Origin of the sequence: Pseudomonas purpurea (genome assembly GCF_039908635.1) — a bacterium.
Lineage (GTDB): Bacteria > Pseudomonadota > Gammaproteobacteria > Pseudomonadales > Pseudomonadaceae > Aquipseudomonas > Aquipseudomonas purpurea.
Genome location: NZ_CP150918.1, coordinates 1574993 through 1599962, shown reverse-complemented (window position 1 = coordinate 1599962; position 24970 = coordinate 1574993). Strand labels below are relative to the sequence as shown.

Annotated in this window: 26 protein-coding genes; 12 read left to right on the top strand and 14 right to left on the bottom strand. The window is 59.9% G+C overall.

Annotated elements, in window-relative coordinates; genetic code table 11:
- Positions 1 to 13 precede the first annotated feature (13 nt).
- Complete coding sequence (gene dapA, locus AABM54_RS07210; protein ID WP_347904591.1) at positions 14 to 892, bottom strand: 4-hydroxy-tetrahydrodipicolinate synthase; 879 nt, start codon at positions 890 to 892, stop codon at positions 14 to 16.
- Between the two features lie 326 nt (positions 893 to 1218).
- On the opposite strand from dapA, the gene AABM54_RS07205 reads away from it, so the two are divergent.
- A complete protein-coding gene (locus tag AABM54_RS07205; RefSeq protein WP_095080353.1) occupies positions 1219 to 1779 on the top strand; it encodes a glycine cleavage system protein R in 561 nt (186 codons plus the stop codon).
- Between the two features lie 10 nt (positions 1780 to 1789).
- Positions 1790 to 2263 carry a peroxiredoxin gene (locus AABM54_RS07200; RefSeq protein ID WP_347904590.1) on the top strand — a complete coding sequence of 158 codons (474 nt, stop codon included), beginning with the start codon at positions 1790 to 1792 and terminating at the stop codon, positions 2261 to 2263.
- Between the two features lie 128 nt (positions 2264 to 2391).
- Here AABM54_RS07200 and AABM54_RS07195 read toward each other — a convergent pair whose 3' ends face one another.
- Together AABM54_RS07195 and AABM54_RS07190 are read right to left on the bottom strand one after the other, a co-directional pair.
- Positions 2392 to 3462, bottom strand: coding sequence for an AI-2E family transporter (locus AABM54_RS07195; RefSeq protein ID WP_347904589.1), 1071 nt, complete (start codon positions 3460 to 3462; stop codon positions 2392 to 2394).
- Positions 3463 to 3493: 31 nt separating this feature from the next.
- Entirely contained in the window at positions 3494 to 3733 is a 240-nt protein-coding gene (locus tag AABM54_RS07190) for a sulfurtransferase TusA family protein (protein WP_347904588.1), read from the bottom strand.
- 97 nt (positions 3734 to 3830) lie between these two features.
- On the opposite strand from AABM54_RS07190, the gene AABM54_RS07185 reads away from it, so the two are divergent.
- Positions 3831 to 5264 carry a M48 family metalloprotease gene (locus tag AABM54_RS07185; protein ID WP_347904587.1) on the top strand — a complete coding sequence of 478 codons (1434 nt, stop codon included), beginning with the start codon at positions 3831 to 3833 and terminating at the stop codon, positions 5262 to 5264.
- A 63-nt stretch (positions 5265 to 5327) separates the two neighbouring features.
- Here the strand turns inward: AABM54_RS07185 and AABM54_RS07180 are convergent, their stop codons facing one another.
- From AABM54_RS07180 to rpoE, 4 genes are all read right to left on the bottom strand, one after another.
- A complete protein-coding gene (locus tag AABM54_RS07180) occupies positions 5328 to 6755 on the bottom strand; it encodes a DegQ family serine endoprotease (protein WP_347904586.1) in 1428 nt (475 codons plus the stop codon).
- Positions 6756 to 7004: 249 nt separating this feature from the next.
- Positions 7005 to 7964, bottom strand: coding sequence for a MucB/RseB C-terminal domain-containing protein (locus AABM54_RS07175; RefSeq protein ID WP_347904585.1), 960 nt, complete (start codon positions 7962 to 7964; stop codon positions 7005 to 7007).
- Positions 7965 to 7972: 8 nt separating this feature from the next.
- Entirely contained in the window at positions 7973 to 8560 is a 588-nt protein-coding gene (locus tag AABM54_RS07170; RefSeq protein WP_347904584.1) for an RseA family anti-sigma factor, read from the bottom strand.
- A 31-nt stretch (positions 8561 to 8591) separates the two neighbouring features.
- Positions 8592 to 9173 (bottom strand): RNA polymerase sigma factor RpoE, encoded by a 582-nt coding sequence (gene rpoE, locus AABM54_RS07165; protein WP_347904583.1) that lies wholly within the window; start codon positions 9171 to 9173, stop codon positions 8592 to 8594.
- A gap of 570 nt (positions 9174 to 9743) precedes the next feature.
- Between rpoE and nadB the strand changes: the two genes are divergently transcribed.
- On the top strand, positions 9744 to 11360 hold the full coding sequence (nadB, locus tag AABM54_RS07160; protein ID WP_347904582.1) for an L-aspartate oxidase: 1617 nt from the start codon (positions 9744 to 9746) through the stop codon (positions 11358 to 11360).
- Here nadB and AABM54_RS07155 read toward each other — a convergent pair.
- The gene (locus AABM54_RS07155) at positions 11329 to 11781 is read right to left on the bottom strand and encodes a protein YgfX (protein ID WP_347904581.1); all 453 of its coding nucleotides are present in this window, start codon (positions 11779 to 11781) and stop codon (positions 11329 to 11331) included. The genes nadB and AABM54_RS07155 overlap by 32 nt on opposite strands.
- Positions 11765 to 12019 carry a succinate dehydrogenase assembly factor 2 gene (locus AABM54_RS07150; protein WP_347904580.1) on the bottom strand — a complete coding sequence of 85 codons (255 nt, stop codon included), beginning with the start codon at positions 12017 to 12019 and terminating at the stop codon, positions 11765 to 11767. The genes AABM54_RS07155 and AABM54_RS07150 overlap by 17 nt, the downstream gene beginning before the upstream one ends.
- 149 nt (positions 12020 to 12168) lie before the next feature.
- On the opposite strand from AABM54_RS07150, the gene AABM54_RS07145 reads away from it, so the two are divergent.
- On the top strand, positions 12169 to 13110 hold the full coding sequence (locus AABM54_RS07145; protein ID WP_347904579.1) for a folate-binding protein YgfZ: 942 nt from the start codon (positions 12169 to 12171) through the stop codon (positions 13108 to 13110).
- A gap of 35 nt (positions 13111 to 13145) precedes the next feature.
- The gene (locus AABM54_RS07140; protein ID WP_347904578.1) at positions 13146 to 13967 is read left to right on the top strand and encodes an HDOD domain-containing protein; all 822 of its coding nucleotides are present in this window, start codon (positions 13146 to 13148) and stop codon (positions 13965 to 13967) included.
- Positions 13968 to 14123: 156 nt separating this feature from the next.
- Here AABM54_RS07140 and AABM54_RS07135 read toward each other — a convergent pair whose 3' ends face one another.
- Together AABM54_RS07135 and AABM54_RS07130 are read right to left on the bottom strand one after the other, a co-directional pair.
- Entirely contained in the window at positions 14124 to 15512 is a 1389-nt protein-coding gene (locus tag AABM54_RS07135; RefSeq protein ID WP_347904577.1) for a sensor histidine kinase N-terminal domain-containing protein, read from the bottom strand.
- Positions 15505 to 16176: a response regulator gene (locus tag AABM54_RS07130; RefSeq protein ID WP_347904576.1), complete on the bottom strand. Its 672-nt coding sequence runs from the start codon at positions 16174 to 16176 to the stop codon at positions 15505 to 15507. Before AABM54_RS07130 ends, AABM54_RS07135 begins: the two co-directional genes overlap by 8 nt.
- Before the next feature lie 234 nt (positions 16177 to 16410).
- Here AABM54_RS07130 and AABM54_RS07125 point away from each other — a divergent pair, with 234 nt between their 5' ends.
- From AABM54_RS07125 to AABM54_RS07105, 5 genes are read left to right on the top strand one after another with little or no spacing between them, the layout of a single operon-like run.
- Positions 16411 to 17703, top strand: a complete 1293-nt coding sequence (locus AABM54_RS07125; protein WP_347904575.1) for an OprD family porin — start codon at positions 16411 to 16413, stop codon at positions 17701 to 17703.
- 55 nt (positions 17704 to 17758) lie between these two features.
- The gene (locus AABM54_RS07120) at positions 17759 to 18736 is read left to right on the top strand and encodes a tripartite tricarboxylate transporter substrate binding protein (RefSeq protein ID WP_347904574.1); all 978 of its coding nucleotides are present in this window, start codon (positions 17759 to 17761) and stop codon (positions 18734 to 18736) included.
- 58 nt (positions 18737 to 18794) lie between these two features.
- A complete protein-coding gene (locus tag AABM54_RS07115; protein ID WP_347904573.1) occupies positions 18795 to 19253 on the top strand; it encodes a tripartite tricarboxylate transporter TctB family protein in 459 nt (152 codons plus the stop codon).
- A gap of 1 nt (position 19254) precedes the next feature.
- The gene (locus tag AABM54_RS07110; RefSeq protein ID WP_347904572.1) at positions 19255 to 20769 is read left to right on the top strand and encodes a tripartite tricarboxylate transporter permease; all 1515 of its coding nucleotides are present in this window, start codon (positions 19255 to 19257) and stop codon (positions 20767 to 20769) included.
- Positions 20762 to 21799: an AbrB family transcriptional regulator gene (locus AABM54_RS07105; RefSeq protein WP_347904571.1), complete on the top strand. Its 1038-nt coding sequence runs from the start codon at positions 20762 to 20764 to the stop codon at positions 21797 to 21799. The genes AABM54_RS07110 and AABM54_RS07105 overlap by 8 nt, the downstream gene beginning before the upstream one ends.
- Positions 21800 to 21912: 113 nt before the next feature.
- Here AABM54_RS07105 and ung read toward each other — a convergent pair whose 3' ends face one another.
- The gene (gene ung, locus AABM54_RS07100; protein WP_347904570.1) at positions 21913 to 22605 is read right to left on the bottom strand and encodes a uracil-DNA glycosylase; all 693 of its coding nucleotides are present in this window, start codon (positions 22603 to 22605) and stop codon (positions 21913 to 21915) included.
- 131 nt (positions 22606 to 22736) lie between these two features.
- Between ung and AABM54_RS07095 the strand changes: the two genes are divergently transcribed.
- A complete protein-coding gene (locus tag AABM54_RS07095; protein WP_347904569.1) occupies positions 22737 to 23849 on the top strand; it encodes an enoyl-CoA hydratase/isomerase family protein in 1113 nt (370 codons plus the stop codon).
- 53 nt (positions 23850 to 23902) lie between these two features.
- Here the strand turns inward: AABM54_RS07095 and AABM54_RS07090 are convergent, their stop codons facing one another.
- Together AABM54_RS07090 and AABM54_RS07085 are read right to left on the bottom strand one after the other, a co-directional pair.
- Positions 23903 to 24334, bottom strand: coding sequence for a hypothetical protein (locus AABM54_RS07090; protein ID WP_347904568.1), 432 nt, complete (start codon positions 24332 to 24334; stop codon positions 23903 to 23905).
- A gap of 251 nt (positions 24335 to 24585) precedes the next feature.
- A complete protein-coding gene (locus AABM54_RS07085; RefSeq protein ID WP_347904567.1) occupies positions 24586 to 24897 on the bottom strand; it encodes a hypothetical protein in 312 nt (103 codons plus the stop codon).
- Between the last annotated feature and the right edge of the window lie 73 nt (positions 24898 to 24970).

Below are 24970 nucleotides of genomic sequence, written 5' to 3'. Positions count from 1 at the left end.
TGTACTTCCTCAATTAAACCAATACGCCGGACTGGCGCAGGGCCTGTCGCAGCGGTTCGTGACAGGCTTCGCTGAGCCAGGTGAGCGGCAGACGGATACCGTCCGGCATCAAGCCCATTTCATGCAGGGCCCATTTCACGGGGATAGGGTTGGATTCGATAAACAGGGTTTTATTGAGCGGCATCAGCTTTTCGTGGATCGCCCGGGCAGTCACGGCGTCGCCCTTCAGGGCTGCGGTGCACAGATCGCTCATCTCACGCGGCGCCACGTTGGCGGTCACCGAAATGTTGCCTTTACCGCCCAGCAGGATCAGCTCGACAGCGGTGGCGTCGTCACCGGAAATCACCAGGAAGTCCTTGCTGACACCGTCCAGGATCGCCTTGGCGCGCGAAAGATCGCCCGTGGCTTCCTTGATGCCGATGATGTTTTTCACGGTCGACAGGCGGATCACCGTCTCGGCCTGCATGTCACAGGCTGTGCGGCCAGGCACGTTGTAAAGGATCTGCGGGATGTCGACGGCTTCGGCGATGGTCTTGAAGTGCTGGTACAGGCCTTCTTGCGTCGGCTTGTTGTAATACGGGGTCACCAGCAGGCACGCATCGGCGCCAGCGGTTTTCGCATTGGTGGTCAGCTCGATGGCTTCGCGCGTCGAATTGGCGCCCGTGCCGGCGATCACCGGGATGCGCCCTGCGACCTGCTTGACCACGCGACGAATCACCTCGATGTGTTCGTTCACGTCCAGGGTGGCCGATTCACCTGTGGTGCCGACGGCCACGATAGCGTGGGTGCCGTTTTGCAGGTGAAAGTCCACGAGTTTGCTCAGGCTGTCCCAGTCGAGACGCCCCTGAGCATCCATGGGTGTGACCAGTGCCACCATACTGCCCGCAATCATGCAACCGCTCCTGCCGGAAAAAGAGAGCGGTAATGGTACTGGCGCCAAGATGCTTGTACAAGCGAAGTACTGCGTGCGCGCCATTCCCCTGAGCGCTGGTTTTCGCTACCCTTCAGACTTTGATCGGTAACTGACCAGCTATCAGGCCGGGTTCAAGCCTTCATTTTCGGCATCATAAGCCCCGATCCCGCATTGCCAGCCGCGTTCTCGCTACACTGCAGAGCGCTACAACTGTCTGGCTCGGGTTTTCTGAATGCGTCTGCGCAGGCTCGCCCCCAGCAAAAAGCCGGTACAGTACCGACCGCTCATCGCTTTAGGAATGCTGCATGTCCACCCCCACAGTTCGCGAACAATTCCTTGTCATCAGTGCCCTCGGCGCCAACCCCATGGAGCTGACTAACGTCCTGTGCCGCGCCAGCCACGAAAATCGCTGCGCCGTCGTGACTTCCCGCCTGACTCGCCATGGCGAGTGCAGCGCGTTGATCCTGGAGATCTCCGGCAGCTGGGACGCCCTCGCCCGCCTGGAGGCCGGCTTGCCAAGCCTGGCCAAGAAGCACGCCTTCACCGTCAACGTGGTGCGCAGCGCGGCGCTGGAAAACCGCCCGCAAGCCCTGCCGTACGTGGCTTATGTCAGCTCGGCCTACCGCTCCGACATCGTTAACGAACTCTGCCAGTTCTTTATCGATCACAACGTCGAACTGGAAAACCTGACCTGTGACACCTATCAGGCCCCGCAGACCGGCGGCACCATGCTCAACGCCACGTTCACCGTGACCCTGCCGGCCGGCGTGCAAATCAGCTGGCTGCGCGATCAGTTCCTGGACTTCGCCGACGCGCTGAACCTGGATGCGCTGATCGAACCGTGGCGCCCACAGAACCCAATGTAAGGAAGCTCCCATGGCCGTTGCTATCGACCAACCCGTCGCCGACTTCGAAGCGCCTGCCACCAGCGGGCAGACTGTCAGCCTGGCAGCCCTGAAAGGCCGGCAAGTGGTGATTTACTTCTATCCGAAGGACAGCACGCCGGGTTGCACCACAGAAGGCCAGGGCTTTCGCGATCAGTACGCGCAGTTCCAGGCGGCCAATACCGACGTGTTCGGCGTGTCCCGCGACAGCCTGAAGTCCCACGAGAACTTCAAGTGCAAACAAGCGTTCCCGTTCGAGCTGATCAGCGACAAGGACGAGGCCATCTGCCAATTGTTCGATGTCATCAAGCTGAAAAAGCTCTATGGCAAGGAATACCTGGGCGTGGATCGCAGCACTTTCCTGATCGACAAGGACGGCGTGCTGCGTCAGGAATGGCGCGGCGTGAAGGTGCCCGGCCATGTGGATGCGGTTCTGGCGGCAGCTCAGGCACTGAACAAAGCCTGATGTTATTGCGGCGTTTTCATTGACGCCTTCGCGAGCAAGCCCGCTCCCACAGGCATTTTCGCTGAACCTGTGGGGCGGGCTTACTCGCGAATGGGTCCTGCCCCCCGCCGATTATTCTGGATCTACCCCTACAGCAGCGGCGCGACAATCGGCTCCTTGCGCGGCCAGGCATCCAGCACGGCCTTGAACAGGGTCGCCAACGGTATTGCGAAGAACACCCCCCAAAAGCCCCACAGCCCGCCGAACAGTAGCACCGCGCAGATGATCGCCACTGGATGCAGGTTCACCGCTTCGGAGAACAGCAGCGGCACCAGTACGTTGCCATCCAGGGTCTGAATGATCCCGTACACCGCCATCAAATAGATGAACTGATCGCTCCAGCCCCACTGGAACAACGCAATCAGCAGCACCGGCACGGTCACCACCACCGCCCCGACATAGGGCACCACCACCGACACGCCGACCAGCAGCGCCAGCAATGCCGCATAGTTGAGCCCCAGTGCGACGAAAGCGATATAGGTCACGCCGCCGCAAATGAACATCTCCATGACCTTGCCGCGAATGTAATTGGCGATCTGCCGATTCATCTCCTGGGCGACCCGTGTAATCAGCGCGCGCTCACGGGGCAAGTAGCCACGCACCCACTGACCGATCATCACCCGGTCCTTGAGAAAGAAAAACACCAGGATCGGCACCAACACCAGATAGATCATGATGTTCACCACCAGCGGCAGGCTGGAGAGTGAAAAGGTCAGCGCCCACTGTCCGAATTTGCCGATTTCGCCGCGCGCGACTTCAATCGCCTGCAACACCTGCTCATCAGACACCAGATGCGGATAACGCTCCGGCAACAGCAACAACAGCGATTGCCACTTGCCGAGCATCCCCGGCAGCTCGTTGAACAACGTAATCAATTGATGCCAGAGCAACGGCACAACCACCACGATGAACACCAGCAACAGGCCCATGAACAGCGCGAACACCAGCCCGACCGCCACGCCGCCGGGCACGCGCAAACGCTCCAGCGTCACGACCAGACCTTGCATCAGGTAAGCCAGCACCATCCCCGCCAGCACGGGCGCAAGCATGCCGCCCAGGGTGAGCACTGCCGTGAAGGCCAGAATCAACAGCACCGCCAGCACCACCGCCTCTTCATCGGAGAAGTAACGCTGGATCCAGTCGCGCAACACTTTAAACATCAATGTTCCTTAAAAAAAGAGCTCCCACGGCTCAGGCCTTTTTCAGCCAGTAGCGATAAACACCGGCGTCATCTTCTTCGCGAAGCAGCGTATGACCGGCCAAACGGGCAAAGGTGCGGAAATCGCGCTGGGAACCGGCGTCAGTGGCGGTCACTTTGAGCACCGCACCGCTGGCCAGGCGATTGAGTTCCAGCTTGGCCTTGAGCAGTGGCAGCGGGCAATTCAAACCGCTGGCGTCCAGTTCGGCGTCATGCTCTACAGCGTCGGTCATTGCTTCACTCCGTTCAGGTGATTGAGACACCTAGAATATCTGGTCGCAAGGCAAGTGTCCGGCTACAGTAAGGTCTTTGTCTTCTAAGGCTTTGTGCATGACTTTTCTGCGCCCTACCCTGCTGACGCTCGCTTGCCTGCTCGCCTCACCAGGCTTCGCCGACGACTTGCCGTCACTCGGTGATGCCAGTTCAGCCATCGTCTCGCCACAGCAGGAATACCAATTGGGCCGCGCCTGGCTCGCGATGCTGCGCAGCCAGGTGTCACAACTCAACGATCCCCAGCTCAAGGATTACGTCGAATCCAGCGTCTATAAACTGGTGGAGACCAGCCAGGTCACCGACCGGCGCCTGGAATTCATCCTGATCAACAGCCCGCAACTCAACGCCTTCGCCGCCCCTGGCGGGATTGTCGGGGTCAACGGCGGCTTGTTTCTGAACGCCCAGACAGAAGGCGAATACGCCTCGGTACTGGCTCACGAACTGGCTCACCTGTCGCAACGCCACTTCGCCCGGGGCGTTGAAGCCCAGCAGCGCATGCAGGTGCCGATGATGGCTGCCCTGCTGGCCGGTATCGTCATCGCCGCGGCCGGTGCCGGGGACGCGGGCATCGCAACCATTGCCGGTACGCAGGCGGCCGCCATCCAGGAACAACGGCGCTTCTCACGGCAGAACGAGCAGGAAGCCGACCGTATCGGCATCCTCAACCTGGAAAAGGCCGGTTACGACCCGCGCTCGATGCCCACCATGTTTGAACGGTTGATGCGCCAGTATCGCTTCGACGCCAAGCCACCGGAATTCCTGTTGACTCACCCGGTTACCGAATCCCGGATTGCCGACACCCGCAACCGCGCCGAACAGGCGAAACCGGGCGGCATAGAGGACAGCATGCGCTATCAGTTGATCCGCGCGCGGGTTCAACTGATCTACGAAGAAACCCCAGGCCTGGGCGCCAAGCGCTTTCGCGCCCAACTCGATGAAAACCCGAAAAACGATGTGGCGCGTTATGGCCTGGCGATTGCCCAGATCAAGGGCGGCCAATTGAATGAGGCACGTGAGAACCTCAAGCAACTGCTGGCCAAGTCTCCCAACGAAATCATCTACAACCTGGCGCAGGTCGACCTGGACATCACCAACAATCGCCTGCCCGATGCGCAGTCTCGCGTTGACCGGATGCTCACGCAGTACCCAGGCAACTATCCGCTGAATCAGGTCCGTGTTGATTTGCTGCTCAAGCAGAACCGTCCGGCTGACGCCGAGAAAGCGCTTGAAGCGCTGCTCAAGACGCGCCCTGACGATCCGGACGTCTGGTACATGGTGGCAGAAACCCGCGGCCTGTCCGGCAACATCATCGGCCTGCACCAGGCTCGCGCCGAATACTTCGCACTGGTCGGCGACTACCGTCAGGCCATCCAGCAACTGGACTTCGCCAAACGCCGTGCGGGCAGCAACTTCCCGCTGTCGTCACGCATCGACGCCCGACAAAGAGAGCTCATGGAACAAGAGCGCATGGTCAAGGACATGATGGGCTGAGGTTTTTTCCCGCCAAAAAAAACGCCTCTTTCGAGGCGTTTTTCTATTCAGCGTATTACCGGTTTACTCAGCCAGCTTGAACGTGATGAAACTCGCACGCCCCTGACGCAGAACCCGCATCGAGACGGAACGGTTCTTCGGCAGCGCCTTGGCGATGTCCATGAACTCCTTGGTCGAGTCGATGGCCTGATTGTTCAGGTGAGTGATGACGTCACCCGGACGCAGGCCGATCAGGGCAGCAGGACCGTCCTGAACTTCCTTGATGACCACGCCACCTTTGAGGTCGAAGGTTTTCTTCTGCTCATCGGTCAACTCGACCACTGCCACGCCCAAGCGATTACTGCTGCGCTCAACACCGGATTTTGGCAGCGCATCCAGCTCTTTGCCTTCTTCCGGGATAGCGCCGACCGTCAACTCGACATGCTTGCGCTTACCGTCACGAATCACTTCAAGATCTGCCTTGGCACCCGACTTCAGCGCGCCAACCAGGTGCGGCAAATCGGCAGACATGACAATCGGCTGACCGTTCATGCTCAGAATCACGTCACCCACCAGCAAGCCACCCTTGGCTGCCGGGCCGCCATCCTGGATCTGTGCAACCAGCGCACCGGCCGGTTTTTCCAGACCGAAGGACTCGGCGAGATCCTTGTTCACTTCCTGGATCACCACACCCAGCCAGCCACGACTGACCTTGCCACCGCTTTTGAGCTGATTGGAGACGTCCATGGCAACGTCGATTGGAATGGCGAACGACACGCCCATAAAGCCGCCGGAACGGGTGTAGATCTGCGAGTTGATCCCGACCACTTCACCGGCCAGGTTGAACAGCGGACCACCCGAGTTACCCGGATTGATCGGCACGTCGGTCTGGATGAACGGCACATAGTTGTCGTTCGGCAGGCTACGACCAACGGCGCTGACGATCCCCTGGGTCACGGTATGGTCAAAGCCAAATGGCGAACCGATTGCCACCACCCACTGCCCGGCTTTCAGATCCTGGGATTTGCCCAGCTTGAGCACCGGCAGATCCTTGCCCTCGACCTTGAGCAACGCCACATCGGAGCGCGGATCAGTACCGATCAACTTGGCTTTCAACTCACTGCGATCGGCAAGACGCACGATGATTTCATCGGCATCGGCGATCACATGGTTGTTGGTCAGGATGTAACCATCTGGCGAGATGATGAAACCCGAGCCCAGCGACTGTGCTTCACGCTGACGATCGCCGCGCGGCGGACGCCCTTGTGGCGGCATCCCGCGCTCGAAAAACTCGCGCAACATCGGAGGCAGGCCTTCCAGGTCCGGCATCTGATCGGAGACCTTGCGGTCCGGAAGTTTCTGCGTGGTACTGATGTTCACCACGGCAGGCGAGGCCTGCTCGACCAATTGCGTAAAGTCAGGCAAATCGGCCGCCTGGGCTGCGACCGTCTGACCGAGCACTAGCACGGCGGCAATGATGGATAAATAGGACTTCAAACGTGGTATCGACATACGGCTCCCGTTACGACGAGCATGGTTAAGCGATAGGAAACAACAAATACCGGACAACGATCCACGGTACTTTTGTTCCGGGAACAACAAAACAAGGCCAGAGCCGTGAGGCTCTGACCTATAGAAAAATTAAAGGAATTCTGCAAACTGAAATGCTCACCAAACATTTCGGCGTCTCAATTGTGCGATGGACATTGCTGACCCCCTTACACAACTAACCTGCCGATGGATGAGCATCACCGCGTCGACTCACTGCTTGGCCGTCGTGTTGCCGGAACGCATGGACAGCGCAATTCGCTCAGCGGTGCCAATCGGAATCTCGCCCACCACCGTGACCATCATCTCGCCTTCAGGGGTCGTCAGACGACGGGAAACCGCAACCGTCGGGCCCAACTGAGTACGGGTGTCGGTCACCGTCGCGCCATTGAGAGGCTCGAGGAACACCGAAAAACGCGCCAGACCGTCGTCATACATCAGGCTGCTGACCTGCGTTTTGGTTTCGGGATCCTTGTGCGCGGAACTGCTGGCCAACTCGAAGCCGGGCGGCAACCAGTCCGAATGCCAGACCTGAGCCGTTTTCACCGCAGCTGCCTTGTCTGCGTCCAGCGCAACCACCTTACAGTCAGGGCTGGCCTGAAGATCGGCATCCGAAGGAACGTCGGCAGTATCAAACTGAGTAAACTGGAAACGCTCCAGCAACTGGCCTTTTTCGTTGAGCAGCAATGACTTCAATGGCAAACCGGTCTGGCTATCCAGATGCAGCTCAAAGCCATAACGGTGTTGATCACGTGGCGTTAACGACACAATAACGGCCGGACGCCCGGCCACACGCGACTTGCCAATGACGGCAAGCTCATACCAATTCTTGAGCTTTTGTGGATCAAGCGCACGAGCAGAGGAGTTTGGCGTATCACCCAACCCCGCAACCAGGGTGCCGCTGACGCATTGAGTATGCCCATCAATGCGTACGACTTCCTGAGCCGACCCGTCAAGCTGGAGCAAACGCTCACGGACCTTGCCATCCTGGACACGATGCCAGATGTTGTGGGTAGAGAAACTACCGTTGCGCTCGTAGACGAAAGTGCCTTGAAAGCTTTGCTGTTGCTCAGCCTGCCCTAGACGGTTCAACCAGTCCTGGGCTTCATCGGCGTAGGCTGGAACAGCAAACCAGCCACCGAGCAGAAGCGAAAGTAGAGGTATGGCGCGCATGATCCTCCTTAACGGTTTTCCAGACTGGCTGCACGAGCGTAAGGCAACGCGCTTTCAGTGCCTTTGAGCGCAGCTTGTTGAGCATGTTGGCGCAAGTAGCTTGGCAGACGCTGATCGTGCCAACCTGGCTGACCTTGCAGTACGCCATTGGCCATTGGGCCTGTGGCTTGCGAACTCTCATTGTAGCCGGCCAAAACCGCAGGGCCTTTAACTTGTGGAACGGCCAGGCCAGGCTGGGTGGATTGCTGTGCCAGTTCGACACCGGCAATCTCGTCCTGGTTGTACAGACGCACACCGGCCAACACCGCAACAGTCACCGAAGCAGCCACCGCCAGACGACCCAGGCTGCGCCATGGACCGCGGGAAACTTTTGCCGGCACGGCTTCGTCAGCCAGCGCAGCCGAAACGGCCGCAGCGATGTCCAGACGAGGCAGCAACAAATCCTTGTGCATAACAGCCCGTGCGACTTGGTAACGGGCCCAGGTCTCGCGAGTTTCTACATCGTCGAAGGCATTCAATACCCGACGCAATTCCAGTTCGTCCGCTTCGTTATCCATCACTGCGGACAGCGATTCCTGCAGGGCTTCACGACTCATGGCGGTTCCTCTCTTGGCTGTCGCCGCTGTCTCAGCTTTCCTGCAACAACGGCTGCAGGGCTTTATCGATGGCTTCCCGAGCGCGGAAAATCCGGGAGCGCACGGTACCCACCGGACACTGCATGACGCTCGCAATGTCCTCGTAACTCAGACCATCGAATTCACGTAAAGTTAACGCCGTACGCAAATCTTCTGGCAGTTGCTGAATGGTTCGATGGACGGTGCCTTCGATCTCATCCCGCAGCAATGCTCGCTCCGGCGATTCAAGATCCTTGAGGCCATGATCGCCATCATAGAACTCTGCATCTTCGGTACTGACATCGCTATCCGGCGGCCGACGGCCGCGTGAAACCAGATAGTTTTTCGCCGTGTTGATGGCGATGCGGTATAGCCACGTATAAAACGCACTGTCTCCGCGAAAATTACCAAGTGCACGGTAAGCCTTGATAAAGGCTTCCTGTGCAACATCCTGGGCTTCATGGGTGTCGTGCACGAAACGCACGATCAACCCGAGAATTTTGTGCTGGTATTTCAGCACGAGCAGATCAAATGCACGCTTGTCGCCGCGCTGAACACGCTCGACCAGCTGCTGATCCTCTTCCTGGGTTAGCATGAACACTCCTCGATAAGCGCGGAGGAGGCTTGCATAACCAATCGATCAAGCTTGCAAACATAGACTCGGGCTTTTCGCAAAAGTTCTCCCCCCTCCAGGCAAGTTTCCTGCGGCTCTGATTTGGCACGCACGAAAAACGCAGCGCGGGCGTGGCCGGCTGCGCGAATAATCTTGTCGTCGAACCCACCCGCAAAGACCGAATCACAAGCCTTGCATAAAGACCGACGCGTCCCCTTCTATCAGGCAACCTTCTATTGAACGTGGGCGCTTGGCAAAAGTTCCCAATCTTTATAGTCGGGCAAGAGCGACAATGTGCAACCGTGAAGAGAAAAAGCGTGTTTCATCCGCGATACGGGTGCCTTGTCGGCGATTTAACCGGTAAATCGCCCGGCACGACCCTAAAGCCCGGTCGTCACTTTTACGTCACAGTCATTTCACATCGCCATGAAGGCCCGGCTATTGTGCCGATCCACCCCTCTATATACTAGTGCGCTGTGTGGCTGCCTTGACTCGCCAATCCAGGTGTCTTGCGCCAACCCCGACCCGGGTCGCTTTGAGCGGAATCCTGAAATGAGCCAACAGTTTCAACACGATGTTCTGGTGATTGGCAGCGGTGCTGCCGGCTTGAGTCTTGCGCTGACCCTACCCGGTCACCTGCGCATTGCTGTCCTGAGCAAAGGCGACCTCGCCAACGGTTCGACATTCTGGGCCCAGGGCGGTGTCGCAGCCGTACTGGATGACACCGACACCGTTGAGTCTCACGTCGACGATACGCTCAATGCCGGTGGCGGCCTGTGCCACGAAGATGCCGTGCGCTTTACCGTCGAGCACAGCAAAGAAGCCATTCAATGGCTGATCGACCAGGGCGTGCCGTTCACCCGCGATGAACAGTCCGGCACCGAAGACGGTGGTTTCGAGTTTCACCTGACCCGCGAGGGCGGTCATAGCCATCGACGCATCATCCACGCCGCGGACGCGACTGGCGCAGCGATTTTCAAGACACTGCTCGCCCAGGCCCGCCAACGCTCGAACATCGAGCTGCTGGAACAACGCGTCGCTGTCGATCTGATCACCGAAAAACGCCTGGGCCTGGACGGCGATCGTTGCCTCGGCGCCTATGTGCTCAATCGCGGCACGGGCGAAGTCGACACCTATGGCGCACGCTTCGTGATTCTAGCCTCCGGCGGCGCGGCAAAAGTCTATCTGTACACCAGCAACCCAGATAGCGCCTGCGGCGATGGCATCGCCATGGCCTGGCGATCCGGTTGCCGGGTGGCGAACCTGGAGTTCAACCAGTTCCACCCCACGTGCCTGTACCACCCGCTGGCCAAGAGTTTCTTGATCACCGAAGCCCTGCGTGGCGAAGGGGCACACTTGAAACTGCCCAATGGCGAACGCTTCATGCAGCGCTTCGATCCACGCGCCGAACTGGCGCCACGGGACATCGTGGCGCGGGCCATCGACCATGAAATGAAACGCCTGGGCATCGACTGTGTGTACCTGGACATCAGCCACAAGCCCGAGTCCTTCATCAAGACGCACTTCCCGACGGTGTACGAGCGCTGCCTGGAATTTTCCATCGACATCACCAAACAACCCATTCCGGTAGTGCCCGCCGCGCACTACACCTGCGGCGGCGTGATGGTCGACCAACAGGGCCGCACCGACGTTCCGGGCCTGTATGCCATTGGCGAAACCAGTTTCACCGGCCTGCACGGCGCCAACCGCATGGCCAGCAACTCGCTGCTGGAGTGTTTCGTCTACGCCCGTTCGGCGGCGGCAGACATTCTGGAGCAACTGCCCCAGATCGCCATCCCCATCGCCCTGCCCGCCTGGGACGCCAGCCAGGTTACCGACTCTGACGAGGACGTGATCATTGCGCACAACTGGGACGAGCTTCGGCGATTCATGTGGGACTACGTGGGCATCGTGCGCACCAACAAGCGCCTGCAACGGGCACAGCATCGCGTTCGCCTGTTGCTGGACGAAATCGACGAGTTCTACAGCAACTATAAAGTCAGCCGGGATTTGATCGAATTGCGCAACCTGGCTCAGGTCGCCGAGCTGATGATCCGCTCGGCAATGGAGCGCAAGGAAAGCCGCGGCCTGCATTACACCCTCGATTACCCGAACATGCTGCCAGAGGCGCTGGACACTATTCTGGTGCCGCCCACCTATGACGACTGAACGTGAGGCGAACCCGCAGGCGTCGGTGCACATCCGCCGCCTGCGCATCACGCGGGACGCAGAGGGCCCGCACTCGCCGCTCACCGTGCAGACGAAAACGCAACACGACGACCAACGGTAGCGCTAGGCTGTCGGGGCGCAGTTGCACCGGCTGCCAGCCTGACTGTCGATTCCATAGCTGCCAGCCATCGGCGTCGCGTCGCAGACCACTGAACGACGCAGGATGGGTCAGCAGAATTTGTCGCGGCAGAACCCAAAAGCCATGGAGCAGGCAGAGCGCCGCGCCGAACAGGCTTGCCCAGAAGGGAATATCAAGAAGGTAAAGCGAACCCAGCGCGAACAGCTGAGCGAGGAGATACGCCGCCAGCAGTTGCCGTGAGGCCTGCCAGCGGCATTCAAACGCGTTACTTGGGCTGAACACGGTCCAGAATCATGCGAACCATGCGCTGCAGCTCAGGGTCTTGCGATTCGGCACGCTCCATGAACCAGCCGAACATGTCCTGATCTTCGCATTCAAGCAGCTTGACGTAGCAAGCGCGGTCAACCTCGTTGAGGTGCGGATAGACCTCTTTCACAAATGGCACCAGCAACACGTCAAGCTCAAGCATGCCGCGGCGGCTGTGCCAGTAGAGGCGGTTCAGTTCAACATCTTCGACCATGGAGCGCTCCTCAAATAGAGCGCAAGTATACAGTCCCCGTCCGTGTCGGCCAGTCGGCTTTGGTCGGGCACCACCCATCCTTTGTGAACTACCCATTTCAAGGGCGCACCCTTATGATGTCCTCCAGACTATTTACCCTGCGATGACCCATGGCTGATTCCGCTTTTTTCTGCACCCTGTCCCACGAAGGCGTTCTCGCCGTCCGCGGCGCTGACGCCAGCAAGTTCCTTCAGGGGCAATTGACCTGCAACCTCAATTACCTGAGCGACACCCAGGCCAGCCTCGGCGCCCGCTGCACGCAGAAGGGCCGCATGCAGTCGAGCTTTCGCATCCTGCTTGAAGGGGACGGCGTTCTGTTGGCGATGGCCAGCGAACTGTTGGAGCCGCAACTGGCGGACCTGAAAAAATACGCGGTGTTCTCCAAGTCCAAGCTGACCGATGAAAGCGCTGCATGGGTGCGTTTCGGCCTGTCGGAGGCTGACGCTGCCCTGTCAGCCCTTGGCCTCGACCTGCCTCAAGACACCGATTCGGTTGCACGCAACAGCGCTTTGATCGCCATTCGCGTATCGCCCGGTCGCACCGAGCTGTGGGTGCCAGCCGATCAGGCATCAACCGTGAAAGACGTACTGGCGGCGCAGTTGAACGCAGCCGAGCTGAATCAATGGCTGTTGGGCCAGGTTCGCGCCGGTATCGGCCAGGTCATGCCGGGCACCCGTGAGCTGTTTATTCCGCAAATGCTCAACCTGCAAGCCGTGGGCGGCGTGAGTTTCAAGAAAGGTTGCTACACCGGTCAGGAAATCGTCGCGCGCATGCAATACCTGGGCAAGCTCAAGCGCCGGCTGTATCGCCTGCAACTGGACACCAGCGAGTTACCCGAACCCGGCACACTGCTGTTTTCGCCGACACACGGCAGTTCGATTGGCGAAGTCGTGATCGCCGCTCGCGCCGAACAACACATTGAACTGCTTGCCGTGCTGCAAGCCGAAGCCGCAGAGAGTGGCGATGTACACCTCGGCGAACTCGAAGGCCCTGGCCTGCAACTGCTCGATCTGCCTTATCAACTGGATCGCGATCGCGAGATCCAGCGTTAATTGCAGTACTTTCTTGCAACACCTAGAGAACAGAAATGAGCGAGCTGTCGGATAAGGTCCAACAGGATTTGGTTGAGGCCATCGATAACGATGACCTGGTTCTGCCAACATTACCGGAAGTGGCCCTGCAAATTCGCCGGGCCGCCGAAGACCCTGAAATCAGTGTCGCTACCCTGAGCAAAGTCATCGGCCGAGACACCGCGCTGTCGGCGCGGCTGATCAAAGTGGTCAACAGCCCGCTGCTGCGCGCCACCCAGGAAGTCACGGACCTGCACACGGCGATCACCCGGCTGGGCGTCAACTACAGCAGCAACCTGGCCATCGGCCTGGTCATGGAGCAGATTTTCCATGCCCGCTCCGAAGTGGTGGAACAGAAAATGCGCGATGTCTGGCGCAAAAGCCTGGAAATCGCCGGGATCAGCTACGCCCTGTGCCGCAGTCATACCCAACTCAAGCCGGATCAGGCCGCGCTGGGCGGACTGGTGCATCAGATTGGCGTGCTGCCGATCCTGACGTACGCCGAAGACCACTACGAGCTGTTGTCGGACCCCGTCAGCCTCAACCATGTGATCGAGCACATTCACCCGTTGCTGGGCGACAAACTGCTGAGCGTCTGGGAGTTTCCGGAAATGCTGGTGAAGCTGCCGGGGCAGTATCTGGACTTCAAACGTCAATCCGAGCGGGTCGATTATGTCGATCTGGTGCAAATCGCCACCCTGCACTGCTACAAGGACACCGACCATCCGCTGGCCCAGATCGATATCTCCAGCCTGCCGGCGTTCAAGCAGCTGAAGATTGACCCGAACAACCTGTCGTTGTGCGCCGACCTGGAAGACGCCCGGTCGATGTTTTACTGATTGTGAACACTACTGTGGCGAGGGCGCTTGCTCCCGCTCGGCTGCGCAGCAGTCGTAAATCCGGACAATGCGGTTTAACTGAAACACTGTGGCGCATGGTTTTGGAGCTGCTTCGCAGCCCAGCGGGAGCAAGCGCCCTCGCCACAGGTCCTATGTTCACTCTCCAGCGATAAAACTCACCCGCACCTTCAACCCAGCCTGCGCGCCATCGTGCAGGCTGATCTGCGCCAGATGGGCGCGGCAGATTTCACCCACAATCGCCAACCCCAGGCCTGAGCCGGCCACTTGCTGGTTTCGGCGATAAAAGCGCTCGAACACCCGGTCACGCTCCTCCAGCGGAATACCGGGACCGTCGTCTTCGACTTCCAGCACTGCCGGTGCGTTGACCCGCAGAATCACGTTCCCTCCCGAAGGCGTATGCGCCAACGCGTTGTCCACCAGATTGCTCAGCAACTCGTTCAGTAGCGTCGGCTCGCCGCGCAACCACACCGGTTCATCAGCCTCCAGCGCCAGCGCCACGCCACGCGCATGGGCCAACGGTGCCATGGCCATGCCCAGCTCGCGGGCCAACTGGCTGAGATCAAGCAACTGCGCGCCCCCTTCGGCAATCGCCCGCGCACCGTTTTCGACACGCGCCAGTGACAGCAACTGATTGGCCAGATGGGTCAGGCGATCGGTGCTCTGGGCCGAACTTTCCAGAGTCGTGCGCCAGGTTTGCGGTTCACTGGAGCGCAGCCCCAGCTCAAGTCGCGCCTTCAAGGCCGCCAGCGGCGTGCGCAGCTCATGCGCGGCATCGGCAATAAACTGCGCCTGACGCTCGAACTGCACACGCAAACGCTCGGTGAAGTGGTTCAGCGCCCGCACCAGTGGCCACAACTCGCGCTGCACTTCGACCAGCGGCAGCGCCCGCAGGTCATCCGACTGGCGCTCTTCCACTGCCGTGCGCAATCGCTCCAGCGGGCGCAGCGCCGCACTCACCGCAAACCACACCAGCAATAACGCACCGACGGCCAGCATGCCCAGTCGCAACAACGTATCGGCCATCAGACTGCGGGCCATGCTGACCCGCGCCTCATCGGTTTCGGCCACGCGGATTTCCGCCATGCCGTTCATGTTCGGCTCGATCACCGGTTTGAGCAGGCTGACCACCCGTACCGCCTGGCCTTGATAGGTGGCATTGTAAAAACGCGCCAGCGCCGGGTAATCGTCGGTGCGCGGCGTTCCCGGCGGTGGCCCGGGCAGGTTCTCGTAGCCGGAAATCAGCTTCTGGTGGATGTCGTTGACCTGATAGTAGATCCGCCCGGCACTGTCGTAAGCGAAGGTATCGAGGGCCACGTAAGGCACGTCGGCGCTGAGGCTGCCGTCGCGCTGGTACAGGCCGGCCGCAATGGTTCGCGCCGAGGCCAGCAAGGTCCGGTCATACGCGGTGTCCGCGGCTTCGCGACCGTTCCAGTAAGCGCTCAGACCGCTGGCGATCATCAGCACCACCAGCAACAGCGCGAGGTTCCACAGTAACCGCCAACGCAGGCTGCTGGGCTTATGCATCGCGGGTTTCCAGCAGGTAACCGAGCCCCCGGAACGTCACGATCGCCACCGCGTGGCCGTCGAGTTTCTTGCGCAAGCGGTGGACGTATATTTCGATGGCATCGGGGCTGGCCTCTTCATCCAGACCAAACACCTGGGAGGCCAATTGTTCCTTGCTCATCACCCGACCCGGCCGGGCGATCAAGGCTTCAAGCACCGCCTGCTCACGGGAAGTCAGGGTCAGCAGCTCATCGTCCAAGGTGAAGCGCCGGGTGTCCAGGTCATACACCAACACGCCGCAACGCTGCTGACGCTCACCGCCCAATACGCTGCGGCGCAGCAGTGCCTTGACCCGCGCTTCCAGTTCCGTCAGTTCAAAGGGCTTGGCCAGGTAATCGTCGGCACCGAGGTTGAGCCCATGCACCCGGTCCTTGACGTCACTGCGAGCAGTGAGCATCAACACCGGGAGATTTTTCCCACGGCTGCGCAAGCGCGCCAGCACCTCAAAACCATCCATGCGCGGCAGGCCGACGTCGAGGATCGCCACCGCGTACTCCTCGCTGCTCAAGGCCAGGTCGGCGGCCACGCCATCGTGCAGCACATCGACGGTCAAACCAGTGCTCTTGAGCGCCTGGGCGACACTTTCGGCCAGTGGCAGATGGTCTTCAACGAGAAGAACACGCATGGATCCTTACCTCATTTTTGGATGGTCGACGCCATTCTTTGGCGCGGAGTTTACAGCCGCTTTTGCCGCTGTGAAGCCCGAAAACCGTGAAAGTCCGCTGAAAGGTTCGCGAAAGGTTAGGCCGCTAGAGTCCAGCCACGGTCAGTTTCGACTGCCGTCACCATTGAAGAGTAGCGACCCGAAAAACGCCTCGAAGCGTTTTCGCCAATAAGAACAATAACGGAGTACTTCACGATGCTGTCCACACAGCTTCAGGCTTGCCCGCCTGCGCGTTTTTCCCGTCTCGGTTACACCGCCCTTGCCAGTGCCGCCGCCCTCGCCGGTTTTTCACCGGTCAGCCAGGCTGCCTTCTTCGAAGACAGTACGGCCACCCTCGAAACCCGCAACATGTATTTCAATCGCGACTTTCGCAGCGGCACCAGTGCCCAGCAATCCAAACGTGACGAATGGGCCCAGGGCTTCATGCTCAACGTTCAGTCCGGCTACACCGACGGCACCGTGGGGTTTGGCGTCGACGCGCTGGGCATGCTCGGGATCAAGCTCGACTCCAGCCCCGACCGTACCGGCACCGGCCTGTTGCCTACCCACGACAACGGTCGCGCAGCCGACGAGTACTCCAAGCTCGGCCTGACCGGCAAAGTAAAAATCTCCGCCACCGAACTTAAAATCGGCAGCCTGATTCCCGAACTGCCGATCCTCAAGCCCAACGACGGGCGCATCCTGCCGCAGACTTTCGAAGGTGGCCTGCTGACCTCCAGGGAAATCAAAAACCTGACCTTCACCGGCGGGCGCCTGGAAAAAGCCAAGGACCGCGACAGCACCGACTTCGAAGACATCGCCCTGAACAACAAGAACAGCCGTTTCGCCGGCACCGTGGCCGGCAAGCATTTCGACTTCGGCGGCGTCGACTACAAGTTCACCGACAAGATCACCGGCAGCTACCACTTCGCCCAACTCGCCGATGTCTACAACCAGCACTTCCTCGGCGTTGTCGCCTCGCAACCGTTCGGCCCGGGCACCTTCGCCACCGACCTGCGCCTGGCCATCAGCAATGACGAGGGCCAGGCCCGCGGTGGCAACATCGACAACACCTCCCTCAATGGTTTGGTGAGCTACGCCTTGAACGGGCATAAACTCAGCGCCGGTTACCAGCACATGTCGGGGGACAGTGCGTTCCCTTATGTCGACGGTGCCGACCCGTACCTGGTCAACTTCGTGCAGATCAACGACTTTGCCGGCGCCGAAGAACGCTCCTGGCAGGCCCGTTACGACTACGACTTCGCCAAACTGGGGATTCCCGGCCTGAGCTTCATGAGCCGCTACATCAGCGGCGACAATATCAAGCTGAAAAACGGCGACACGGGTAAAGAATGGGAACGCAACACCGAGATCAAGTACGTCGTGCAAAGTGGCGCACTCAAGGACGTTGCCGTGCGCCTGCGCAATGCCACCTACCGCTCCAACTACTCTGCCCGCGACGCTGATGAAGTGCGTTTGCTGGTGAGCTATAGCGTTGCCCTTTGGTAACGGATTCAACCCAACGACAGCTCCTACACAACAACAACTCCTGTGGAGACGAAAAATGGACTTATCACTGCGTAAAGTTGCTTTAGCCGCCAGTTGCCTGCTGTTCGCCAGCCAACTCCTTGCCGAACCCAAACGCCCGGAATGCATCGCCCCGGCCTCCCCTGGCGGTGGTTTCGACCTGACCTGCAAACTGGCGCAAAGCGCGCTGATCAACGAAAAACTGCTGACCAAACCGATGCGCGTCACGTACATGCCCGGTGGCGTTGGCGCCGTGGCCTACAACGCGGTGGTGGCCCAGCGCCCTGCCGACGCCGGCACGCTGGTGGCATGGTCCAGCGGCTCGTTGCTGAACCTGGCCCAGGGCAAGTTCGGGCGCTTCGATGAAAACGCCGTGCGCTGGCTGGCTGCGGTTGGAACAAGCTATGGCGCCATCGCGGTGAAAAGCGATTCGCCCTACAAGAACCTCGACGACCTGGTTCAGGCGCTGAAGAAAGATCCGAGCAAAGTGGTGATCGGCTCAGGTGGCACGGTCGGCAGCCAGGACTGGATGCAAACCGCGCTGATCGCCAAGGCTGCCGGGATCAACCCGCGTGACCTGCGTTATGTCGCCCTCGAAGGGGGCGGCGAAATCGCCACCGCGCTGCTCGGCGGCCACATCCAGGTCGGCAGCACTGACATTTCCGACTCCATGCCACACATCCAGAGCGGTGACATGCGTCTGTTGGCGGTGTTCGCCAACGAGCGCCTGGACGAGCCGGAAATGAAGGACATTCCAACCGCCAAAGAGCAAGGCTACGACATCGTCTGGCCGGTGGTGCGCGGTTTCTACCTCGGGCCAAAGGTCAGTGACGAAGACTACGCCTGGTGGAAAAACGCTTTCGACAAACTGCTGGCTTCCGAAGATTTCGCCAAGCTGCGCGATCAGCGTGAACTGTTCCCGTTCGCCATGACCGGGCCCGAGCTGGACACCTACGTGAAGAAGCAAGTCGCCGACTACAAGATGCTGGCCAAGGAATTTGGCCTGATTCAGTAATCGCCTCTGTCTCGCGGCCACGCCCTTGCGCATCAGGGGCGTGGCCCAGGAGTTTGTCATGCTCTTACAACGCATTTTTGCCTCCACGCTGTTGGTGGTCTGCATCGGCCTGGCAATGATGGCCTGGCCGTATCAAGCACCTTTTTCCTATGAGCCCGTCGGCCCAAGAGCCTTCCCGTTGTTGTTACTGGCCCTGATGGGCATCGCCCTGCTGTACATGGCGTTTCGCCCGACACCCATCGTCCACAGTGAAGATGAGCCGCCGCTGGATCGCGAGACCCTGACCAAGATCGGCATCTGCGTCGCTCTGCTGGTGGTATTCGCGGGTACTTTTGAACCCCTGGGTTTCATTGTCTCCAGCATCCTGATCGGCGTGCCAATGGCCCGCCTGTATGGCGGTCGCTGGCTGTCCAGCCTGGTGATCATCAGCTTGATGAGCCTTGGCCTGTACATGCTGTTCGACCGCGTGATGGACGTGCCACTGCCATTGGGCCTGCTCGACGTTCTGGAGAACTGATATGGATACCCTTAGCTATCTTGGCCAGGGCTTCGGTGTCGCACTGACGCCGTACAACTTGGTCACCGCATTGAGCGGCACCCTGATCGGCACCGTGGTCGGCCTGTTGCCAGGCCTTGGCCCGATCAACGGCGTGGCGCTGTTGATCCCTATCGCATTCGCCCTCGGCCTGCCACCGGAATCCGCACTGATCCTGCTGGCCGCGGTTTACCTGGGTTGCGAATATGGCGGCCGGATCAGCTCGATCCTGTTGAACATCCCCGGCGAAGCGTCCACCGTCATGACCACCCTCGACGGCTACCCGATGGCCCGCAAAGGCCTGGCCGGTGTGGCGTTGTCGCTGTCGGCCTGGAGCTCGTTCATCGGTGCGTTCATCGCTATTTGCGGCATGGTGTTGTTCGCCCCGCTGCTGGCGAAATGGGCAATTGCCTTCGGACCTGCCGAGTACTTCGTGCTGATGGTGTTTGCCATCGTCTGCCTGGGCGGCATGGCCGGTGACCGACCGCTGAAAACCTTCATCTCGGCGCTGATCGGTTTGTTTCTGGCCTGTGTCGGCATCGACGCCAACAGCGGTGTCTATCGCTTCACCGGCGACAACATCCACCTCACCGATGGCATTCAGTTCGTGGTGCTGGTACTGGGCCTGTTCTCCATCAGCGAAATCCTGTTGCTGCTGGAAAAGACCCACCATGGCCAGGAAGCCGTGAAAGCCACCGGGCGAATGATGTTCAACTTCAAGGAGGCGGCCTCGGTATTCGTGGTCAACCTTCGTTGCGGTGTACTGGGTTTCATCATGGGCGTATTGCCAGGCGCCGGCGCGACGCTGGCGAGTGCCGTGGCGTACATGACCGAAAAACGCATTGCCGGTGCCAACGGTACGTTTGGCCAAGGTGACAAGCGCGGTCTCGCGGCACCGGAAACCGCCATCGGTGCCGCAGCTTGCGGTGCAATGGTGCCGATGTTGACCCTCGGTGTACCGGGTTCGGGTACCACGGCGGTGATGATCGGTGCGCTATCGCTGTACAACATCACGCCGGGGCCACTGTTGTTCCAGCAGCAGCCCGACATCGTCTGGGGCCTGATTGCCTCGTTGTTCATCGCCAACTTCATGCTGGTGATCCTCAACATCCCGATGATCCGCATCTTCACCCGCATCCTCGCCGTGCCGAACTGGGCGCTGGTGCCGGTGATCGCGATCATTACCGCGATTGGCGTTTACGCGGTGCATGCCACCACCTTCGACCTGTTCCTGATGATCGGTATCGGTATCTTCGGTTACATCCTGCGCAAGCTGGATTTCCCGTTATCGCCAGTGCTGCTGGGCTTCATCCTCGGCGGTCTGATGGAGCAGAACCTGCGTCGTGCGTTGTCGATTTCCAACGGTGCGCTGGAGATCCTCTGGTCGAGCCCGATCACCTTCGGTTGCTGGATCCTGACCGCGATCATGCTGCTGGTGCCCCTGCTGCGCATCTGGCGCAAACGCTCCGTGGCACGACGCACCGTCACCGATGTCTGATCGGCCCTTCAACACCTGGTGGGGAACCCCGCTGGTCGGTCTGCTGGGCGGTTACCTCGCCAGCCAGATCGGCTGGCCGCTGCCGTGGATGGTCGGCTCGTTGCTGGCGATCATCCTGGTGCGCTGCCTGACTCCCTGGCAATTGGCGGAAATCCCCGGTGGGCGCAAGTGTGGCCAGTGGATCGTCGGCATCGGCATTGGCCTGCATTTCACCCCGGTGGTGATCGAGCAGGTCATGAGCCACTTCGGGTTGATCTTCTTCGGCGCGCTGGTCACCAGCCTGTCGGCGGTGGTCGGGGTCTGGCTGCTGCGGCGTACCGGTGAAGACCGCGCCACCGCGTTTTTCTCCAGCATGCCGGGCGGCTCCGGCGAAATGGTCAACCTCGGCGCCCGCAATGGCGCTATGCTCAGCCGCGTCGCGGCGGGGCAAAGCCTGCGTGTACTGGTGGTGGTGCTGTGCGTACCGGCCGCCTTCAAATACTTGCTCGGCGAAGGCACTCCGTTACTGCACCCGGTCAATGTCGATTGGCGTTGGCTGGCGGTGTTGTTCCCGGCGGGCGCCCTGCTCGCCTGGATCTGGCAACGCTTGCGCCAACCCAACCCCTGGTTGTTCGGACCATTGCTGGTGAGTGCGGCGGTGAGCATTGGCTGGGACTTGCACATCGGCTTGCCCGATGGCGGCAGTCAGATCGGCCAGTGGTTGATCGGCAGCGGTTTGGGTTGTCACTTCAATCGGCAGTTCTTTCGTCGCGCACCGTCGTTCATGGGCCGGACGCTGATCGGTACGGTGTTGACCATGTTCATCGCGACGCTAGCGGCGCTGGGCTTGAGTGCGCTGACCCACCTGGACCTGCGCTCATTGACGTTGGGCATGATGCCTGGCGGGATTGCGGAAATGAGTTTGACCGCTGAAACCTTGCAGTTGTCAGTGCCATTGGTGACAGCGATGCAGGTGATGCGGTTGTTGTTTGTGCTGTTTCTGGCGGAGCCGTTGTTCCGACATTGGAACCGGTTGCCGGATTCCGTCTGATAGACCGCGGTGCCTTCTTCGCGAGCAAGCTCGCTCCCACAGGGGATTTGTGACCACCGCAAATCCAATGTGGGAGCGAGCCTGCTCGCGAAAGGGCCAGTCAGGCTACCCCATCAAACCGGTGGCAAGCGCCACTCGATGGGTGTCTCGCCATTCTGCTCAAGGAATTTGTTGGTGCGGCTGAAATGCCCGCACCCAAGGAACCCGCGATACGCAGACAGCGGCGACGGATGCACCGAGGTCAGCACCAGGTGCTTGGTGGCGTCGATCAGTTTCTGCTTGCTCTGGGCATGGGCGCCCCACAGCAAAAACACCAAGTGGGGTTGATGTTCACTGACCAACTCGATGATCCGGTCAGTGAAGAACTGCCAGCCCTTGCCCGCGTGAGCGTTGGCATTCGCCCGTTCCACAGTCATGGTGGTGTTGAGCATCAGCACGCCCTGATCGGCCCAGCTTTGCAGGTAACCGTGATTCGGGATGTCGATGTTCAGGTCGCGCTTCAACTCTTTATAGATGTTCACCAGCGACGGTGGTGCCGGTACCCCCGGTTGCACCGAAAAGCACAAACCGTGGGCCTGGCCCGGGCCGTGATACGGGTCCTGGCCGAGGATCACCACTTTGACCTTGTCCAGCGGTGTGGAGTTGAGCGCGTTGAAGATCATCGGGCCCGGCGGATAGATCTCCTTGCCTGCGGCGTTTTCCTGCCGCAGAAACTCACGTAACTCTGCCATGTAAGGCTGGTCGAATTCGGCACGCAGTGCTTCCTTCCAGCTCGGTTCGAGTTTGATACGGTCGTCAGCAGTCATGGTTACACCCGAAAATTCAATGGGGCGAACCCTAGGAAAGCCCACCGCGCTTGTCAATTGATCTGACGCAGATCCGGCATTTTCCCACGCAGCGATCATACTGAACGCTCAAATTCCCGATCGAGGTCACGATGAATCTGCACTTCGAAGAACTCACCGGCACCGACGGCGCCCGCATCGGTATCGCCAGCCTGGATGCCGAAAAATCCCTGAACGCGCTGTCGCTGCCAATGATCAACGCCCTGAGCGATCAACTGGACGCCTGGGCCAAAGAACCCCAGATCGTCTGTGTGCTGCTGCGCGGCAACGGTGCCAAGGCGTTTTGTGCCGGCGGCGAAGTCCGCAGCCTGGTGGAAGCCTGTCGCGCTCATCCCGGCGAAGTGCCGCCCTTGGCCGCTCACTTCTTTGCGGCGGAGTATCGCCTGGACTTTCGCCTGCACACCTACCCCAAACCGCTGATCTGCTGGGGCCACGGTTATGTGCTCGGCGGCGGCATGGGGCTGCTGCAAGGCGCGAGCATTAGTATCGTCACCCCGAGCAGTCGCCTGGCCATGCCCGAGATCAGCATCGGCTTGTACCCGGATGTCGGCGCCAGTTGGTTCCTGTCGCGCCTGCCCGGCAAGCTTGGGGTATTCCTGGGTTTGACCGGGGCCCACATCAATGGCCGTGATGCGCTGGACCTGGACCTCGCCGACCGCTTCCTGCTCGATGAGCAACAGGAACAACTGATCGAAGGCCTGTTGCAACTGAACTGGCAGGAACAAACGGCGATGCAGCTCAACAGCCTGCTCAAGGCCTTGCAACAGGAAGCCGTCGGGCAGATGCCGGTCGCGCAGTGGTTGCCGCGACGCCAGCAGATCGATGAGTTGCTGGATGTCAGCGATGTGCGGTGCGCCTGGCGCGCCATCAGCCTGTTGCGCGAACACAGCGATCTGCTGCTGGCCCGCGCGGCGAAAACCCTGAGTGAAGGTTGCCCTTTGACCGCCCACCTGGTGTGGGAGCAAATCGTCCGCGCGCGGCATCTCTCACTGGCCGAAGTTTTTCAGATGGAATACACCCTGAGCCTGAACTGCTGCCGATACCCGGAGTTCAGCGAAGGCGTTCGGGCACGCTTGATCGACAAGGACCAGAAGCCGCACTGGCATTGGCCAGACATCAACACCGTGCCCGAAACGGTGGTCGAGGCGCACTTTCATAAAGCCTGGGAGGGGCGCCACCCACTGGCTGACTTGTCCGACTACTGAAATCACAGGCAAAAAAAAGCGGCGCTGAATGCGCCGCTTGTTCGTTCAATGGCCTAGCGGTTGCGCCCCCCTCTGTCACCGTGATCGCCATGGCCGTGGTCCCGGTCGCCACGATGGTCGCGACCGCCATCGTTACCGTGGTCGCGGTTACCGTTATGACCGCCGTAGTAATCACCACGACCGCCATACTGTTGCTGACCCCAGCCGCGATTCGGGTAGTAACGCGGCGACGGTTGATAGTACCGGGGCGCAGGCTGGTAGTAACGCGGCGCGGGTTGGTAATAGCGCGGCGCCGAGTAGTAACGCGCGGGCGGCGAATAGTAGCCGCGTGGGGAAGAATAATAGCCCCCCCCACCTGAGTAGTAAGCCGGTGCAGGGCTGGAATAGATCTCGGAACTGTAGTAGCTCGAACCTCCCTCGTAATAAGGTACGCACGCAGAAAGAGTCAAACCCAGGGACGCAGCAAGAAGAAGTCGGCGATACATGGCGGCCTCCTGGACCGCGAAAGAGCCACGCCCGCGACGCGGGCAGGCGGCAGTCAAAAAATGATCTGACTGACGAAACATCTGACATCAAATTCGGAATCTGGTGCGTTCAAGCAACACTTTGATACAACTACAGGCAACGCTTCTCGACTACGTCGATGACGGGCATGAAAAAGCGGCGCGGCTTCATCAGCCAGCGCCGCCGGATCAAGTACTCCAGGCGTGTCTCGCGTCCTCTTGTCTCCCGCCCTTCAATGGTGCCCGCGACGGTAGCCGCCGTAGTAATGCGGCCCATAAGCACCATAGTGATCAGGGGGGTGACCGTAATAGCGAGGTCCGTAGAAACCACCATAGTAGTAAGGGGTGTAGTAATAGTTACCGTAGTAATACGGTGCTGGCACCGTGTACACCTCCGAGCGGTAATAGCCCGGCTCGGCATAATAGGGAACACACGCGCCAAGGCTCAAACCAAGCGAAATACCGAGCACAATTCGACGGTACATGGCGGCCTCCTGAACCGCAGAAAGCACGCACCAGCGGCGCTGGTCGGCGGCAATCGGCAAGAACGCCGACTGTCATTAATTAAGACTGCCAAACCGGCACCAAGTGTCTGCCCGGTTGAAACTTCAGATCAGC

Coding starts and splice junctions, on each gene's coding strand:
- AABM54_RS07145 (WP_347904579.1), top strand. CDS start 12,169: ATGGCTGATTCCGCTTTTTTCTGCACCCTGTCCCACGAAGGCGTTCTC.
- AABM54_RS07135 (WP_347904577.1), bottom strand. CDS start 15,512: ATGCATAAGCCCAGCAGCCTGCGTTGGCGGTTACTGTGGAACCTCGCG.
- AABM54_RS07120 (WP_347904574.1), top strand. CDS start 17,759: ATGGACTTATCACTGCGTAAAGTTGCTTTAGCCGCCAGTTGCCTGCTG.
- nadB (WP_347904582.1), top strand. CDS start 9,744: ATGAGCCAACAGTTTCAACACGATGTTCTGGTGATTGGCAGCGGTGCT.
- AABM54_RS07200 (WP_347904590.1), top strand. CDS start 1,790: ATGGCCGTTGCTATCGACCAACCCGTCGCCGACTTCGAAGCGCCTGCC.
- AABM54_RS07190 (WP_347904588.1), bottom strand. CDS start 3,733: ATGACCGACGCTGTAGAGCATGACGCCGAACTGGACGCCAGCGGTTTG.
- AABM54_RS07105 (WP_347904571.1), top strand. CDS start 20,762: ATGTCTGATCGGCCCTTCAACACCTGGTGGGGAACCCCGCTGGTCGGT.
- AABM54_RS07110 (WP_347904572.1), top strand. CDS start 19,255: ATGGATACCCTTAGCTATCTTGGCCAGGGCTTCGGTGTCGCACTGACG.
- AABM54_RS07195 (WP_347904589.1), bottom strand. CDS start 3,462: ATGTTTAAAGTGTTGCGCGACTGGATCCAGCGTTACTTCTCCGATGAA.
- ung (WP_347904570.1), bottom strand. CDS start 22,605: ATGACTGCTGACGACCGTATCAAACTCGAACCGAGCTGGAAGGAAGCA.
- AABM54_RS07125 (WP_347904575.1), top strand. CDS start 16,411: ATGCTGTCCACACAGCTTCAGGCTTGCCCGCCTGCGCGTTTTTCCCGT.
- AABM54_RS07150 (WP_347904580.1), bottom strand. CDS start 12,019: ATGGTCGAAGATGTTGAACTGAACCGCCTCTACTGGCACAGCCGCCGC.
- AABM54_RS07095 (WP_347904569.1), top strand. CDS start 22,737: ATGAATCTGCACTTCGAAGAACTCACCGGCACCGACGGCGCCCGCATC.
- dapA (WP_347904591.1), bottom strand. CDS start 892: ATGATTGCGGGCAGTATGGTGGCACTGGTCACACCCATGGATGCTCAG.
- AABM54_RS07180 (WP_347904586.1), bottom strand. CDS start 6,755: ATGTCGATACCACGTTTGAAGTCCTATTTATCCATCATTGCCGCCGTG.
- AABM54_RS07170 (WP_347904584.1), bottom strand. CDS start 8,560: ATGAGTCGTGAAGCCCTGCAGGAATCGCTGTCCGCAGTGATGGATAAC.
- AABM54_RS07090 (WP_347904568.1), bottom strand. CDS start 24,334: ATGTATCGCCGACTTCTTCTTGCTGCGTCCCTGGGTTTGACTCTTTCT.
- rpoE (WP_347904583.1), bottom strand. CDS start 9,173: ATGCTAACCCAGGAAGAGGATCAGCAGCTGGTCGAGCGTGTTCAGCGC.
- AABM54_RS07175 (WP_347904585.1), bottom strand. CDS start 7,964: ATGCGCGCCATACCTCTACTTTCGCTTCTGCTCGGTGGCTGGTTTGCT.
- AABM54_RS07185 (WP_347904587.1), top strand. CDS start 3,831: ATGACTTTTCTGCGCCCTACCCTGCTGACGCTCGCTTGCCTGCTCGCC.
- AABM54_RS07115 (WP_347904573.1), top strand. CDS start 18,795: ATGCTCTTACAACGCATTTTTGCCTCCACGCTGTTGGTGGTCTGCATC.
- AABM54_RS07205 (WP_095080353.1), top strand. CDS start 1,219: ATGTCCACCCCCACAGTTCGCGAACAATTCCTTGTCATCAGTGCCCTC.
- AABM54_RS07140 (WP_347904578.1), top strand. CDS start 13,146: ATGAGCGAGCTGTCGGATAAGGTCCAACAGGATTTGGTTGAGGCCATC.
- AABM54_RS07130 (WP_347904576.1), bottom strand. CDS start 16,176: ATGCGTGTTCTTCTCGTTGAAGACCATCTGCCACTGGCCGAAAGTGTC.